The organism is Streptomyces sp. So13.3, assembly GCF_005860785.2.
GTDB classification, from domain to species: domain Bacteria; phylum Actinomycetota; class Actinomycetes; order Streptomycetales; family Streptomycetaceae; genus Actinacidiphila; species Actinacidiphila fildesensis.
Genome location: NZ_CP048835.1, coordinates 8790341 through 8805076, shown reverse-complemented (window position 1 = coordinate 8805076; position 14736 = coordinate 8790341). Strand labels below are relative to the sequence as shown.

Below are 14736 nucleotides of genomic sequence, written 5' to 3'. Positions count from 1 at the left end.
CACCCGGGTCGCTCGTCGATCAGGCGGTGTTCGCCCACACCGTGACGTTCAGTACGACATAGGCCGGCTGGGCCGACGAGATCGTGACGCCGGCCATTCTGCCGTTCTCGATCAGACAGAACGATGTTCCCGGAGCACTGTCGGCCTGATTGGCGAACACGGTGTTACTCGCACAGGCCTCGTAATTGGGTGTGCTGCCGGCTGGAAGACTCAGCATCTTGTCCCCGTTGATGGGCACGAACACCAGATGGTCCGCGGGCGCGGCCGTGCCCAGATCCCCTAATCCCGTCGTGCTGAACTGGGACTGCGTGGGCTTCGTGGGGCCAAGGGGTATGGAGTGGCCAAAACCGAGATTGACGCTGTAGCTGCCGAGAACCGTTCCGTTGGTCGAGGCGGGCGGCGACTCCGGCGACGAAGTGGTCGGATCGGGTCCGGGAGTGGTCGGCGGGGTCGCCACCTTGGCCGGCGGCGCCGTGACGGTGATGGTCGGGCCAGGCTCGGGCGAGGCGACATTGTGGCCGACGACGGCGCCGACTCCGAAGGTCGCCAGCGCGGAGGCCAGCACGGTGACGATGCCGACGACGTTGGTCAGCAGTTCTCTGATGTTCGTCAGCGTCGTGTTGAGGTCGCTCCGGCCGGCGGCCGCGTTCGGCGGGGCACCCTACGGTGGATTTACCGGTCGCGGCGGATTGCCCGGTCGCGGAATACCGGGCGTCGGATTGCCCGGGGCCGGATTGCCCGGGGTCGGATCGCTCGGGGTCGGATCGCTCGGGGTCGGATCGCTCGGCTCCGGAGCGCTCGGCCGTGTGGTGCCGGACTGATTGGACATGATCTGGTTCCCCCCAGAGTTTTGGACGGACTCGCGCCGTAGTCAGGTCCGGACATTCCCCAAGATCACGCCGCGGAGCGCGAGATCCATTTCCTGGCCACTACGGCTCGAACACCCACTGGACAGATTAGGAGAAACCCTTATCCTCCACAGCACTTCTCGCAGACTTCCCCAAGGCACCCGCTACCGGCGAACTCATTCGGCCCGATTCGGTTTGCGTTCCATTGACGGTTCGAGGAGCGGGCCCGTGCCCCTCGCGCAGAAATTACGCGACTCGCGGCATATGACCTGGAATATGAATGTTCGCGCATGATTGCCTGCGCCAGTGAAAACCAGAAGCAAGCTCGCTATCGCGACCGCCGTCACCGCTGCCCTGGTGACCGCAGGTCCGCTGTCCGCCGCCGCGAAGCCCGGCCCCGCCGGGGCGGGCGCACCCGTTCTCGCGCCGCTCCGCGTCCCGGCGTCGTCCCCCATCGCCGACCAGTACATCGTCCAGCTCAAGCCGAAGGCCAACGTCGCCGATGCGGTGACCAAGTCCGGGGTGTCCTCCCTGTTCAGGTTCAGCAGGGTGCTCCGGGGCTTCGGCGCCAAGATGTCGGCCGCTCAGCTGGCCAAGGTCAGGGCGAACCCGAACGTCCTGGCCGTGGAGCAGGACGCCGAGTTCCGCGCGCCGGAGCCCGGCACCCCGGCGAAGACGACCGCGGCCGCCGGCGCGGTGGCGCCTTCGGTGTCCTGGGGCCTGGACCGGATCGACCAGCCGAACCTGCCGCTGGACAACACCTTCACCGTGACCGCCACGGGTGCCGGCGCCAACGCCTATGTCCTCGACTCCGGCATCGATTACAACCACAGTGAGTTCGAGGGCCGCGCCGTTCCCGGCTTCGACGCGTTCCCGTCCCAGGGACGCAACGGAGCGGACTGCGAGGGCCACGGCACCCACGTCGCGGGCACCATCGGCGGCAAGACGTACGGCGTCGCACGCCAGGCGACGCTGATCAGCGTCCGGGTCCTCGACTGTGCCGGCAAGAGCAGCAGTCTGAAAGTCATCGCCGGACTCGAATGGGCGGGAGCGAACGCGGCGATGAACCCCGGCAAGCCGGCGGTCCTCAACGCCTCACTCGGCGGCCCGGTGTCCTCCATGGTCAACAGCGCCGTCAGCTCCCTCCTCGACCTGGGCGTCCTGCCCGTCGTCGCGGCGGGCAACGAAGCGACCGACGCCTGCACCACCTCCCCGGCGTCGGCGGGGAGCGTCGTGGCCGTCGGCGCGAGCAACCGGCAGGACCAGGAGACCGACTTCTCCAACTACGGCAAGTGCGTGTCGCTCTACGCCCCCGGACAGGCCATCGTGTCGGCCAAGCTCGGCGGCGGCAGCGTCGCTCTGGACGGCACCTCCATGGCCTCTCCGCATGTCGCCGGGACCGCGCTGCTGTACAAGACCACCCATCCGGCCGCGACTCCGCAGGACATCACGGCCTGGTTGGCGGACACCGCCACCAAGGGCGTCCTGAGCTCGGTCAGCAAGACCTCCCCCAACAAGCTGCTGTTCACCGACGGCATCTGACCCGCCCAGGACCCGGACCCCGCACCGCGGACCCCGCACCGCGCGGCCGGCGGGCCGGCGGCTCCAGGCCCACAGGAGCCGCCGGCCCCCGTTTTCGAGGCCGCCGCTCCGCCATTCGCGATGTCCTCCGGTGGGCGTTTCGCTACGATCCGCTAGGGATCGTTCACCTCGGGGTGGATCTCCCCGCGCTCATGCTCCGACCGCATTCGCGAGAGGCAGGATCGTCACGATGCTCACGACCGACTTCACCACCGGCGCACCCAACTGGCTCGACCTCGCCAGCCCCGACACCACGGCGACGGCCGGCTTCTACGCGGCGGTCTTCGGCTGGACCTTCGAGTCCGCCGGCCCCGACGCGGGCGGCTACGGCTTGTTCCAGAAGGACGGCAAGACGGTCGCGGCCCTGGGGCAGCTCACCGAGGAGGGCGCCGCCCCGGCCTGGACGGTGTACTTCCGGACCCCGGACGCGGACGCCACCGCCAAGGCGGTCGAGCAGGCCGGTGGGACCGTGCGGGTCGAGCCCTTCGACGTCATGGACGCGGGACGGATGTCCTGCCTCACCGACCCGGGCGGCGCCGAGTTCGCCGTCTGGCAGCCGGGGGCGGTCAAAGGCCTGGAGAAGACGTCGGAACACAACACGCTGCTCTGGGTCGAGCTGCACGTTCCTGACCCGTCGGCCGCGCTGTCCTTCTACCGTTCGCTCTTCGGCTGGCGGTCGAGCGAGATGAAGATGCCCGGAATGACCTACACCGTGCTCTCCACCGCCGAGGGCGAGCAGGAGGACGCTTCGTTCGGCGGAATGGTCGCCGCCCAGGGGAGCATGGAGCCGCGCTGGATTCCGTACTTCGACGCGGCTGACGCGGACGACATCGTCACCCGGGTGCAGGAGAACGGCGGCACCGTCCTCGCACCCGCCGAGGACGTACCGGACGTCGGCCGGATCGCCTGGCTCGCCGACCCGTTCGGCGCGCCCTTCGCCGTCCTCAAGCCCCGCCCCCGAACTGCCTGACCCCATCGGGAGGGTGGTGCGGACCGGGGACCCCGGGCCGCAGCCGCATCAGTGGGTCAGCGAATCGATCATCATCGTCAGCAGCTGCTTCCGCCGGTCCCCGCCTCCGACGACCCAGATGTGCAGTTCCGCCGCCCCGTCCCACGGGCGTGGTCCGGGACACCTCGCCGACCTTGAGCACGTCCCGCGAAGCCGCCGGCGTGGCCGCCATGAGCGACACACGCGACCGCGACGACAAAGGGCACCGCCCGGCCTGCCGTTCGGGCCCTCCGGGACCTGACTGCGACCTGCTCCGACCGGGATCCCGAGCCCGGCGCCGGCCAGGTAGGCCACCCAGGTGGCGAGCCCCACCGAGAAGCCGAGCAGCAACAGCGCGTCGATCGCTCCGATCCAGGTCAACGGCAGTGACCGGCTGCTGACGCCGGTGTCGAGATCCAGGAACCGGCCCGCCACAGTCCCAGGCCGAGAGCGAGCCCGACAAGTGCCGGCAGGCCGCGGACGTTCCCGCCGGCTCGCCGGAACTCGGCGTACCGCCGGCCCGAGACCGCCAGGAGCGCCGCCACCGCCGCACTCCACCCGACCTGCAGTGCGGTGGACCAGCTGTTGCCCGCATGGGACAGGCCCGACTCGGTGGTGGCCAGTGCCACATGACCCCACGCCACCTGCACGGCCAACCCGCCCGCCAGGGCTTCCACGACTCCGGGGCGCAGCGGGACACGAGGTTGGGCCAGGGCCGCCGTCCGCGCCGGCCGGGAGGGATGCTTGGCCCACGCGGCACGCCACCACCGGATCCGTCAGCCACGTCGGCGGACGGGCCGGCGTGGCACGGGCGACCAGGGTGCGCAGTTCCCCGGCGAGCGCCGGGTCGGCCTGGAGATCCAGCGGGGGGAGGAAGTTGCCGGAACCTACGCCCTTCGGCGAGAACCCGCCGGACAGCGCCGGGACGGGCTCGGCCGGGTCGCGGTCGACGGGCCGATACCGCGTCGAAATCCGGGAGGGCGCGTCACCCGAAGCCGATGCGTTCCAGCCAGAAGTCGAGCAGTTCCACGTCGCCGATGATCTCGATGCCTTCGGTCCGGGCCGGGAGGCGTTTGTAGATGATCAGCAGGAGGTCGGACAGCGGGCCGCGTACGGCGACTGCGGCTTTCTCATGGGCCCGGCGCCAGACGATGGCGTCGCCGGTGAGATCGATCAGCCACTCCGCCGCCGCCTGCGGCGGGGTGTCCGTGGCGTGGAAGTGCAGGGTGCGGCCGGGGCCGAGGAGTTCGCGCATCCAGGGGTGGACCTCGAAGTGCATCGGCAGAGCGCCGAGCTCCATCCACTCGTCGATGCCGTCGAGGGCGACCTCCTGCTCGGCGGTGAACTTCTTGCCGATCGCCAGGGTCGCGTCGGCCCGGTGGATGAGCGTCTCGTGCAGGAACCGGCGCGCGTAGAACGCGGTGGTGCCCCCGGTGACCGGGGTCCACACCTTCGTGTCCGGCCCGGCGCCGCGCAGCGTTTCCGCCAGCTGCGCGGCGCCCTCGACGAGCCACGGTCCGAGCACCGCGGGATCCTCGTGGGTGTACGCGGACAGATCACGGAAGTGATCGTCCGGGATCGGCTCCAGGACCCGCTTCCGGACCACTTCCTCGGCCCAGCGCTGGCCGCCGCCGAGGTGCCGCAGCAGCTGGCCGGCGTTCCACCCGGGGCAGGAGGGCACCGGGACCGTGAGGTCCGCACCCTCGATGGAGGCGTACAACAAGCCGGTCTGCGCGACGATCTCGGAGCAATGGCGGTCATGGCTCAAAGCGCTCATGACGTCACGATAGACCGCACCTCCGACAGCGCCACCGCTCCTGGTCCGCGCCTCCGCCGCCGGGCGGGTCAGGTCACGCGTACGTGTAGCGGGAGGTGTGGTCGAGCAGGTCGGCCGGGGTGATGTCGTTCCACGGCTTCATGGTGTCGCGCAGGTCGACGACGTCCGGCGTCCCCGCGGCCGGCAGGTACGGCGAGGTCGGGTGCAGTCGCTGCCAGTCCGCCCACAGCTTGTCTATGAAGCAGTGGTGCAGCCAGAACACCGGGTCGTTGGGCGACACGCCGGTGCCCATCTGGCCGCCGACCCACACATGGACCCGGTTGTGCAGATTGACTCCGCGCCAGCCCTCCAGGTGGTTGCGGAAGCCGTTCGACTGGCTGTTCCACGGCGCCATGTCGTACACGGGCATGGCGAGGACGGAATCGACCTCGGCCCGGGTCGGCAGGGGGCGGCCTCCGCCGCCGAGCTGGCGGCGCAGATAGTTGCGGGAGTCGACGCGGACGTTCACCGCCCACCGTCCGGAGTTGAAGGCGAACGGGCCGGTGGTCACCTGCGCGTCGCTGGCGCGCCCGTCGCCGCCGAGGAAGTCCGCGCCCCACAGGGAGGCGGACGCCGTACGGTCCCGGGTCCAGTCCCAGTACGGCAGCATGACCGAGGAGTCGACGGACTGCAGCGCCTGCTCGAACTCGAGAAGGAATCTGCGGTGCCAGGGCAGGAAGGACGGCGATCGGTGGCCGACCCGCTCCCCGTTGTCGACGTCGGACATGATGAACGCGTTGTGCGTGGTGACGAAATCGTCGTACCGGCCACTGCGCTTGAGTTCCAGTACGGCGTCGGTGAAGGCACGCTTCTGTGCGGCGGTGAGGTTCGCTTGGTTCTGACGGACTGCCATGAAGAGTCTTCGTCCTTTGCGGGTGGTTCGGGTTCCGACGGGTCGCGTCGCGACGGGTCGGATTAAGGTGCGGCGGTTCGGGTCGGGCGACGATCGGGTCAGACAGCGACCGGGACGAGCGCGGCGCCCTGCAGTTCGAGCACCGCGGCCCGGGCCGCAGCACGCGGCGTGGCGAACGTCTCGTAGTGGTTCACGACGCTGATCCAGGAGGAGTCGGCGTTCTGCATCACATGCAGTTCCTTGCCGTCCACGAACACCGCGTAGCCCGGCCCCCCGTGGTGGTGTCCGCCGGCGGCCCGCGGCGCGCCGTGTATGCGCCGGCCCCGGTAGGTCTCGTCGAACGCCTCAGGTCCGGTGTGCGGGACGGACCCCGCGGTGTTGTCGATGTCGTTCCCGGTGTCGTTCCCGGTGCCCCGGGCGGCCAGCGCCACCGGCAGGCCCAGCGCGACCCCGGTGAACGCGGCGGCGGCAACGCCCGTGACGGCGCCGCGCAGCACGCTGCGGCGGGTGAGTTCAGACATGTACGGCCCCCATCTTGTCGCCTTCGGGTACATCGACCCCAGAAGGCAGGAATCCCAACGGGTAGTCACATTTCGTGATCTCCCGACCGGGATGTTCGCAGGCGGCGGCCGCGAGTGGAAAGGAGTGTCTTACCCGTTGGCTCCTTACCGGACATTCCCTCGCAAGATGTGGAAAGTTGAACGGAGTGGATCTTGCAGAACGTCCGGCGCTATACGGGTTCAGACGCGAAAATCTCCTGAATGAAGCCGAAGGAGCGACAAATCCTCGGGTTGTACGGGAATTATGGTGATGTCCCCCACCAAAAGATCACGACGCAAAAGTGTTCGACGGTGAGCAGCGGACCGGCCGCCAGGAGCGCCGCGGCGGCGGACGCGGAGGTGGATCACGAGGTGGATCACGGGCTGGATCAAACAGCGCGGCCGGGCCCTGAGGGCGCACCATCACGCCCCGGGACCCGGCCGTTGACCGGACTTCAACCATGACACCTGCGACGGATCACCCTCGTGGATCAGAACCACGGAGTGCAGCGCGCCGTCCCGTCGTTGCCGGCCTGCACAGGGTGAAGTAACGGAGGCTCACGCCACGAGGCGGGGCGGCATCGTCCGGTCCACGTCGTCCAGGCTCAGGACGCACTGGGGCACGCTGGAGCCGAAGCGTGGCTGGTGGATGCGGATCTGGAACGGCTGGGCGGGGTCTTCCGGCAGTTCGGCCGTCAGCACACTCGACCCGGCGCGGACACGCTGGTGGGCGACTTCCTTGCCGTCGACCAACACCTCGACGTCACGGCTCACGCCGGAGCGGATATTGACGGTGATCGAATGGCCGAGATGATCCAGGTGGAAATGATGTCGTCGGGGCACAGCGCACCTCCGGAGCGGACCTCACTACCAGCGTAAACCCGTCCTTCGACTCCCGCGCTTCGCCCTACCATGCAACGACGCCGCCTTCCCACCGCCGACATCCTTGGAGGCCCGCTGTGCCCGGCCCCGGCCCCGTCTCCGACCCCGGCCAGGACACCGACGATCCTGCGGGGCAGGTCGGAGATCCTGGCCGGCCGCCGTGGCACCGACGCCGCCGGCAGGTGTGGCTGGCGGGAGGCGTGGTCGCCTCCGTGGCACTGATCGCGGGGGTCGCCCTGTGGGCGGGGTCGCCGGACGGCCCGCAGACGGCGGACGACCCCGCGCCGCCGCACGCGGACGATGGTCTGCCGCACACCTCCGTGGAGGTGTCGCGGAGCAGCTGCGGACAGGGCTGGGTACGCCCCCAGCCGGGGACGCAGGTGTTCGATCTCCGCAACACCTCCAGCGGGGCCGCCGAGGTCGACCTCCTGGATCCGGCCACCGGCGCGGTCTACGGCGAGGTGGAGGGGTTGGCGCCCGGCACGACCCGGCCGATGCGCGTGCTGCTGGGGAACGGTACGTACGCGTTCAAGTGCTTGCCCGACGACGCGGACGCCGTCACCGGTCCCACGGTACGGGTGAGCGGAGGGTCGGCCGCGCGGGGACCGGCCGCCGTGCCCGTGACGGCGCACGATCTCATCCCGCCGACGTTGGCCTACCAGCAGTGGATCCAGGCCGGAACCGTCGAGCTGGCGGAGCGGACCGCTGCGCTGAAGGACGCCGTCGACGCCGGCGACCTGGCGGCGGCCCGGCGCGCGTGGCTGCCCGCGCATCTGGTCTACGAGCGGATGGGCGCGGCGTACGGAACGTTCGGGGACGCGGACTCCGCGATCAACGGAACGACGGCAGGGCTGCCCGGCGGCCTTGCCGACCCCGGCTTCGCGGGGTTCCACCGCGTCGAGTACGGGCTGTGGCACGGGGAGTCCGCGGCGTCGCTGCGCGGGCCCGCTGACGCTCTCGCCGAGGCGGTGCGGGCGCTGCGGGACGGGTGGCCGCAGGAGCGGATGGATCCGGGGGATCTGGGGCTGCGCGCGCACGAGATCCTGGAGAACACCGTGCAGCGGGAACTGACCGGACGCACCGACTACGGCAGCGGCAGCAACCTCGCCACCGCCCGCGCCAATCTCGACGGGACACGTGAGCTGCTCGGCCGGCTGCACCCGCTGCTGGCGACCCGGTTCCCTGAACTGCCGCGACTGGACGCCTGGTTGGACCGCACCCAGCACACCCTCGACTCCTTCGACTACGACGGGACCTGGGCTCCGCTGGGCACGCTGCCCCGCGCGGACCGGCAGCGGATCAACAGCGACATGAGTGAACTGGTGGAGCGGCTGGCTCCGGTGGCGGCCATGTGCGATGTACGGAGAACGACATGAGCCAGGTGCGACGACGCGGATTCCTGCGCGGTGCGGCCGCCGGTATCGGTACGGCGGTGGCCGGAGCCGCGGTGTCGGGAGCCGCCGTGTCGGACGCCGGGCCCAGCGCGGCCACGTCCGCCGCCGACTCCACGGACACGCCCACCGCGCCCGGTGACTTTCACGGTGCGCATCAGGGCGGAATCCTCACGCCGCCGCAGCGCGCCACGGCGATGGTCTCGTTCGACGTGACCGCCGAGGGCCGCCGGGAGCTGACGGAGCTCCTCCGTACGCTCACCGACCGGGCCCGGTTCCTGGCCGCCGGCGGGACCCCGCCCCCGGTCGGGATCACCGCACCGCCGTCCGACTCCGGCGTGCTCGGCCCGCAGGTCCCGTCAGGTGGTCTGACCGTCACGGCCGGGGTGGGGAGCTCCCTGTTCGACGGCCGCTTCGGACTGACGGACCTCAAGCCGTCGCGGCTGGGCGTGATGCCGTCGTTCCCCGACGACGATCTGGACCCGGCCTGGTGCCACGGCGATCTGAGCCTGCAACTGTCCGCGTCCAGCCCGGACGTCGTGCTGCACGCGCTGCGCGACATCGCCCGCCACACCCGCGGCGGTCTGCAGGTGCGCTGGCGGATGGACGGCTTCACCAGCCCGCCCCGCCCGAGCGGCACGCCCCGCAACCACCTCGGGTTCAAGGACGGCACCGCCAACCCGGACACGGCGAAGGCGACCGAGGCGGACCGGCTGCTCTGGGTGGGCGCGGGCGCCGAACCGCGGTGGACCGCCGGCGGCACCTACCAGGTGGTGCGGCTGATCCGGATGCTCGTCGAGTTCTGGGACCGGGTCTCGATCACCGAGCAGGAACGGATGTTCGGCCGCAGCCGCGACACCGGCGCGCCGCTGGACGGTGACGCCGAGTTCGACGCGCCCAGGTACACGCAGGATCCCAAAGGCGATGTGATCCCGCTCGACAGTCATATCCGCCTCGCCAACCCCCGCACCCCGCAGACCGAGGGCCAGCGCATCCTGCGCCGCGGCTACAACTACGACCGGGGCATGGACAGCAACGGCAACCTCGACATGGGGCTGATCTTCTCCTGCTACCAGCAGGACCTGGTCCGGCAGTTCGAGACCGTGCAGAAGCGCCTCGCGGGCGAGCCGTTGGTGGACTACGTCCAGCCGTTCGGGGGCGGCTACTTCTTCGTCCTGCCCGGAGTCCGGGACCGCACCGACTGGCTGGGACGGGCCCTGCTCACCCAGAACCCGCATATACGCCCATAGCAGTCGAAGACTTCGGTGACGCCCCGCCCGGAACGGTCAACGGCAAGTCAAGCGTTGGCCTGTTGTTCCTGACCGGCTGTTCATCCGCACGACACTGATAGGCGGTCAGGGTGTCGCGGGCCGAACGAAGGATCGCGTTCCGTAACCTACATCGCGACCGGTCGACAGCGGAGGCTGACAGAACATGGGCAACGCAGGAAGAGCGACGGATCCCGGACGCCGGGCCGCGCGCTGGGGAGCATGCGCAGGTGCCGCGGCACTCACCCTCCTCAGCGGGGCGGGCCCCGCCCGGGCGGACTCCCCCAACTACCACCCCGGCGGCGCCGCGACGACCACCCCGGTCAAGCATCTGGTGGTCATCTTCCAGGAGAACGTCTCGTTCGACCACTACTTCGGCACCTACCCGGTGGCGGCGAACACCGACGGTACGACGTTCACCGCGGACAAGCGCACCCCGAAGAACATCGACACCCTGCGCACCGCCGGCCTGCTGAAGAAGAACCCGAACCAGTACCTGCCCAAGCGCCTCGGCCCGGAGCAGGCCATGACCTGCGACCAGAACCACAACTACGGCCCCGAGCAGTACGCGGCCAACGGCGGCAAGGCCGACGAGTACGTCCAGAACACCGACTCCGGCAAGTGCTCCGGCAACCTGTTCGGCGAGCCCGGCCTGGTCATGGACTACTACGACGGCAACACCGTCACCGCGATGTGGAACTACGCCCAGCACTACTCGCTCGGCGACAACTCCTACGGCACGACCTACGGACCGTCGACCCCCGGGGCCATCAATCTGATCTCCGCGCAGACCCACGGAGTGATCTCCGTCGACCCGGCCTCCGGCACCGAGCACCCGAAGCAGACGGCGACGCCCGACCCGTACGCCGTCGTCTCGCCCGACGCCAAGGGCGTCGGCACGTTGATCAACGACCCGGACCCGGCCTTCGACGACTGCTCGGACGCCGACCACAGCAGCAAGAACGCCCTCGCGGTTCTGCAGGGCCGCAACATCGGTGATCTGCTCAACGCCCAGAAGGTCAGCTGGGGCTGGTTCCAGGGCGGATTCCGCCCCAGTACCGCCTGGGACGGGCAGCAGGGCCACTACGCGAAGTGCGCCGGCACCACCCACGCCAACCTGGGCGGCGCCCAGGTCGTTGACTACAGCCCGCACCACTCGCCGTTCCAGTACTACAGGTCGACGTCGAACCCGCACCACCTGGCGCCCGCGAGCGTCGCCGAGATCGGCCACAACGGGCCGGCCAACCACACCTACGACCTCACCGACTTCGACAGCGCGCTGAAGGCGGGGAACCTGCCCTCGGTCAGCTTCCTCAAGGCGCCGGAATTCCAGGACGGCCACGCCGCCTACTCCGACCCGATCGATGAGCAGCACTTCCTCGTCGAGCAGATCAACAAGGTGCAGCAGTCGCCGCAGTGGAAGGACACCGCCGTTGTCGTCGCCTACGACGACTCCGACGGCTGGTACGACCATGCCTACGCCAAGCCGGCGAACGGCTCGAAGAACACCGCGATCGGCTCCAACGGCAAGACGGTCGACAGCCCCGCCTGCCAGGCCGGCCCCGCCGCGGCCGGTGGCTACGCCGACCGCTGCGGCCCCGGCACGCGTCAGCCGCTACTGGTCATCTCCCCCTACAGCAAGGTCAACTCCGTTGACCACACCCGCACCGAGCAGGCCTCGATCACCCGGTTCATCGAGGACAACTGGCACACCGACCGCATCGGCGACGCCTCCTTCGACACCCGTGCCGGATCGCTCGCGTCGGCCTTCGACTTCCAGCACCCCAACGGCAAGCAGGTGCTGCTCAACACGGACGGCTCGGTGACGTCCGTCAAGGACATCCCCAAGAACCCGGTGCCGGTGCCCGCGCCGTCAGCGTCCACGGGTCCGGCCAGCAACATGGCTCCGCAGACGCTCGCCGACACCGGTTCCTCCTCGGCCGTCCTCCCCTTCGGCATCACCGCCGGAGTACTCGCGGCCGGCGGCGCCGGCCTCGCGCTGCTGATCCACCGCCGCAAGGCCCGCACGAACACCGCGCGGTAGAGAACCCCGAAGGAAGGCCGCCCCCGGGGATCTTGGGGGCGGCCTTCGACTCGCTCAGCGCGTGGGCGGCGTGGTGGTGAGCGGGGTGAGTTGCTGGATGTCGTGACGGGCCCGGATCGCCGCGATCTCCGCCTGGTCGGGCGGACCTCCGGCACCGAGCACGGCCGCGCGTGCGGTGCTCAGCCAGTTCCGGGCCACCGTCGGGGAGCAGCCGGACGATCCGCGATCCGCCGTCATGGTGGCCGAGCTGTCCGAGGCCAGCCCGGAGTTCCGGGCGTGGTGGGCGGAGTACCCGGTCCGCTATTTCCGCCCGGCCACAACGGCGATCGATCACCCCCGGATCGGGCGGCTGGACCTGGAGATCTACCAGGTGCGCCCGGTCGAGGATCCCGACCTGCTGCTCGTCCTGCAGGTGCCGGTGGGCGAGGACGGTCTCCAACGGGTTCTCGCACTGCTCGACGATGTCTGAAGGCGGGAGCGGACGATCGGCGGACCCGGCGGTCAGGCGGGGCGGGCCCCGAGGGCTCGCAGCAGGAACGGGCGCAGTTCGCGGGCCATCGCTTCGCCCGTGGGTGACGGCGAGGACGGGCCGGGCGTCAGGAACACCCGGCTGACCATCGCTCCCACCACCAGGTCGGCCAGCACGTGCGTGTCCTCCAGGGGCGGGATGTCGCCCCGCCCGACCGCGCGCGCCACCAGCGCGGCGGCCCGGTCCCGGACGGGCTGGACGACGGCGTCGTCGAGGACCTGGGCCAGCGCCGGGTTGTGGGCTGCCTCACCGATCAGGACGTGCAGCAGCCGGCCTCCCGGTCCGTCCAGGGTTCTCGCCTTGTCCCGCAGGAGCGCGGTGAGGTCTCCGTCGAGGGTGCCGGTGTCCTCGCCCGGTCCGAGGTCACGGGCCCACTGGGTGGCCGTGCCGATGACCAGGTCCTGCTTCGAGCTCCACCGGCGGTAGAGCGTCGCCGTGGACACGCCGGCCCGTTTGGCGACCTCGGCCGTCGTCAGCCCGCCGTAGCCCTTCTCGTACAGGACCTCGAGGGTGGCTTCGAGCAGGACGCGGTCACGGCCGATGTCACGGCGCCTGCCCCGTACGGGGGAATCGTTCTCGGTGTGCTCGGTCACGTCATCAGGGTATACGAAACGAAAGCTTTTCGTTTTGTGTACCGTTGGGTCTCATGACACACCATGACGAAACCCCGGACCTGGACGCCACCGGCGTCGTCGACCGCCTGCGCTCCGCCTTCGCCACCGGTCGCACCAAGCCGACGGCCTGGCGCCGCGCCCAGCTCGAAGCCCTGCGCACCCTCCTCGTGGACAACAGCGACGAGATCACCGCTGCTCTGCGATCGGACCTGGGAAAGGGCCTCAAGGAGGGCTACCGGACGGAGGTGGGCTTCACGATCAACGAGATCGACCACACCCTCGCACACCTCGACACCTGGCTGGCCCCGCGCCCCGCCGCGCTTCCCGACAAGCTCCTGCCGGCGCAGGCGTACGTCGTCCGTGACCCGCTCGGCGTGGTCCTGGTCATCGCGCCGTGGAACTATCCCCTCCAGCTCGCCCTGACGCCGGTGGTCGGAGCGCTGGCGGCCGGCAATTGCGTCGTCGTCAAGCCCAGCGAGCTGGCGCCCGCGACCTCCGCCGCGATGGCCCGGCTCCTCCCCCGCTACCTCGACACCGAGGCCGTGGCGGTCGTCGAAGGCGCGATCCCGGAGACCACCGCGCTGCTGGAGCAGCATTTCGACCACATCTTCTACACCGGCAACGGTGCCGTCGGCCGGATCGTCATGACCGCCGCCGCCAAGCACCTGACGCCGGTCACGCTGGAGCTCGGCGGCAAGAGCCCCGTGGTCCTCGACCAGGACGCCGATCTGGCCGCGGCCGCGCAGCGGATCGCGTTCGGGAAGTTCCTCAACGCCGGCCAGACCTGCGTCGCCCCCGACTACGTGCTGGCCATCGGCGACACGGCCAAGGCCGTCGAGCCGTACCTCGCCTCGGCCGTGCACGATCTGTACGGCGCCGACCCCGCCGCTTCCGCCGAATACGGGCGCATCGTCAACGAGCGGCACTTCGACCGGCTCACCGGCCTCCTCGACAGCGGACGCACCGTGACCGGCGGCACGCACGACCGCGCGACGCGTTACCTGGCACCCACCGTGCTCGCCGATGTCGCCCCCGACTCCCCCGTCATGAAGGAGGAGATCTTCGGCCCGGTCCTGCCCATCGTGTCCGTGCCGGACCTCGACGCCGCGATCGCGTTCATCAACGAGCGCGACAAGCCGCTCGCCCTGTACGCGTTCACCGCGTCCGACGACACCAAGCAGCGCCTGCTGACCGAGACCTCCTCCGGCGCGCTCACCTTCGGCATCCCGGTGGCTCACCTCACCGCCCCGGAACTCCCCTTCGGCGGCGTCGGCGAGAGCGGGATGGGCCGGTATCACGGCGAGTACTCGATCGACACCTTCAGCCACAGCAAGGCGGTGCTGGACAAGCCACTGTCGTGACGGGGGGTTGGGCGGGCGGCTG

At 70.2% G+C, this 14736-nt stretch carries 15 protein-coding genes; 7 read left to right on the top strand and 8 right to left on the bottom strand.

The window, feature by feature from the left end; genetic code table 11:
- Nucleotides 1-19: 19 nt before the first annotated feature.
- Nucleotides 20-565 carry a hypothetical protein gene (locus C8250_RS39270; protein WP_138356655.1) on the bottom strand — a complete coding sequence of 182 codons (546 nt, stop codon included), beginning with the start codon at nt 563-565 and terminating at the stop codon, nt 20-22.
- 589 nt (nt 566-1154) lie between these two features.
- Between C8250_RS39270 and C8250_RS39265 the strand changes: the two genes are divergently transcribed.
- Both C8250_RS39265 and C8250_RS39260 read left to right on the top strand, forming a co-directional pair.
- A complete protein-coding gene (locus C8250_RS39265) occupies nt 1155-2390 on the top strand; it encodes a S8 family peptidase (RefSeq protein ID WP_244809674.1) in 1236 nt (411 codons plus the stop codon).
- Between the two features lie 229 nt (nt 2391-2619).
- On the top strand, nt 2620-3399 hold the full coding sequence (locus C8250_RS39260) for a VOC family protein (protein ID WP_138356657.1): 780 nt from the start codon (nt 2620-2622) through the stop codon (nt 3397-3399).
- Nucleotides 3400-3794: 395 nt separating this feature from the next.
- Here C8250_RS39260 and C8250_RS39255 read toward each other — a convergent pair whose 3' ends face one another.
- From C8250_RS39255 to C8250_RS39235, 5 genes are all read right to left on the bottom strand, one after another.
- A complete protein-coding gene (locus C8250_RS39255) occupies nt 3795-4094 on the bottom strand; it encodes a hypothetical protein (RefSeq protein ID WP_138356658.1) in 300 nt (99 codons plus the stop codon).
- 308 nt (nt 4095-4402) lie between these two features.
- Nucleotides 4403-5194 (bottom strand): maleylpyruvate isomerase family mycothiol-dependent enzyme, encoded by a 792-nt coding sequence (locus C8250_RS39250; RefSeq protein WP_138356659.1) that lies wholly within the window; start codon nt 5192-5194, stop codon nt 4403-4405.
- A gap of 73 nt (nt 5195-5267) precedes the next feature.
- Complete coding sequence (locus tag C8250_RS39245; RefSeq protein WP_138356660.1) at nt 5268-6086, bottom strand: tyrosinase family protein; 819 nt, start codon at nt 6084-6086, stop codon at nt 5268-5270.
- A gap of 98 nt (nt 6087-6184) precedes the next feature.
- Nucleotides 6185-6607 carry a tyrosinase family oxidase copper chaperone gene (locus C8250_RS39240; RefSeq protein ID WP_138356661.1) on the bottom strand — a complete coding sequence of 141 codons (423 nt, stop codon included), beginning with the start codon at nt 6605-6607 and terminating at the stop codon, nt 6185-6187.
- 576 nt (nt 6608-7183) lie between these two features.
- Nucleotides 7184-7399 carry a hypothetical protein gene (locus C8250_RS39235; RefSeq protein WP_232485944.1) on the bottom strand — a complete coding sequence of 72 codons (216 nt, stop codon included), beginning with the start codon at nt 7397-7399 and terminating at the stop codon, nt 7184-7186.
- 290 nt (nt 7400-7689) lie between these two features.
- Between C8250_RS39235 and C8250_RS39230 the strand changes: the two genes are divergently transcribed.
- From C8250_RS39230 to C8250_RS39220, 3 genes are all read left to right on the top strand, one after another.
- The gene (locus C8250_RS39230) at nt 7690-8883 is read left to right on the top strand and encodes an EfeM/EfeO family lipoprotein (protein ID WP_138356685.1); all 1194 of its coding nucleotides are present in this window, start codon (nt 7690-7692) and stop codon (nt 8881-8883) included.
- Nucleotides 8880-10148, top strand: coding sequence for an iron uptake transporter deferrochelatase/peroxidase subunit (gene efeB, locus C8250_RS39225; protein WP_138356663.1), 1269 nt, complete (start codon nt 8880-8882; stop codon nt 10146-10148). Before C8250_RS39230 ends, efeB begins: the two co-directional genes overlap by 4 nt.
- A gap of 184 nt (nt 10149-10332) precedes the next feature.
- Nucleotides 10333-12210, top strand: coding sequence for an alkaline phosphatase family protein (locus C8250_RS39220; protein ID WP_138356664.1), 1878 nt, complete (start codon nt 10333-10335; stop codon nt 12208-12210).
- A gap of 54 nt (nt 12211-12264) precedes the next feature.
- Here the strand turns inward: C8250_RS39220 and C8250_RS43035 are convergent, their stop codons facing one another.
- Nucleotides 12265-12447: a hypothetical protein gene (locus tag C8250_RS43035; protein ID WP_203218481.1), complete on the bottom strand. Its 183-nt coding sequence runs from the start codon at nt 12445-12447 to the stop codon at nt 12265-12267.
- Here C8250_RS43035 and C8250_RS39215 point away from each other — a divergent pair.
- Entirely contained in the window at nt 12386-12679 is a 294-nt protein-coding gene (locus C8250_RS39215; RefSeq protein ID WP_203218450.1) for a hypothetical protein, read from the top strand. The two genes, C8250_RS43035 and C8250_RS39215, sit on opposite strands and share 62 nt — an antisense overlap.
- 32 nt (nt 12680-12711) lie before the next feature.
- On the opposite strand, the gene C8250_RS39210 is transcribed toward C8250_RS39215, so the two are convergent.
- Nucleotides 12712-13332: a TetR/AcrR family transcriptional regulator gene (locus C8250_RS39210; RefSeq protein ID WP_187145166.1), complete on the bottom strand. Its 621-nt coding sequence runs from the start codon at nt 13330-13332 to the stop codon at nt 12712-12714.
- Between the two features lie 53 nt (nt 13333-13385).
- On the opposite strand from C8250_RS39210, the gene C8250_RS39205 reads away from it, so the two are divergent.
- Nucleotides 13386-14714, top strand: coding sequence for an aldehyde dehydrogenase family protein (locus C8250_RS39205; RefSeq protein WP_138356666.1), 1329 nt, complete (start codon nt 13386-13388; stop codon nt 14712-14714).
- Nucleotides 14715-14736: the final 22 nt, after the last annotated feature.

Coding starts and splice junctions, on each gene's coding strand:
- C8250_RS39260 (WP_138356657.1), top strand. CDS start 2,620: ATGCTCACGACCGACTTCACCACCGGCGCACCCAACTGGCTCGACCTC.
- C8250_RS39205 (WP_138356666.1), top strand. CDS start 13,386: ATGACACACCATGACGAAACCCCGGACCTGGACGCCACCGGCGTCGTC.
- C8250_RS39250 (WP_138356659.1), bottom strand. CDS start 5,194: ATGAGCGCTTTGAGCCATGACCGCCATTGCTCCGAGATCGTCGCGCAG.
- C8250_RS39245 (WP_138356660.1), bottom strand. CDS start 6,086: ATGGCAGTCCGTCAGAACCAAGCGAACCTCACCGCCGCACAGAAGCGT.
- C8250_RS43035 (WP_203218481.1), bottom strand. CDS start 12,447: ATGACGGCGGATCGCGGATCGTCCGGCTGCTCCCCGACGGTGGCCCGG.
- C8250_RS39220 (WP_138356664.1), top strand. CDS start 10,333: ATGGGCAACGCAGGAAGAGCGACGGATCCCGGACGCCGGGCCGCGCGC.
- C8250_RS39240 (WP_138356661.1), bottom strand. CDS start 6,607: ATGTCTGAACTCACCCGCCGCAGCGTGCTGCGCGGCGCCGTCACGGGC.
- efeB (WP_138356663.1), top strand. CDS start 8,880: ATGAGCCAGGTGCGACGACGCGGATTCCTGCGCGGTGCGGCCGCCGGT.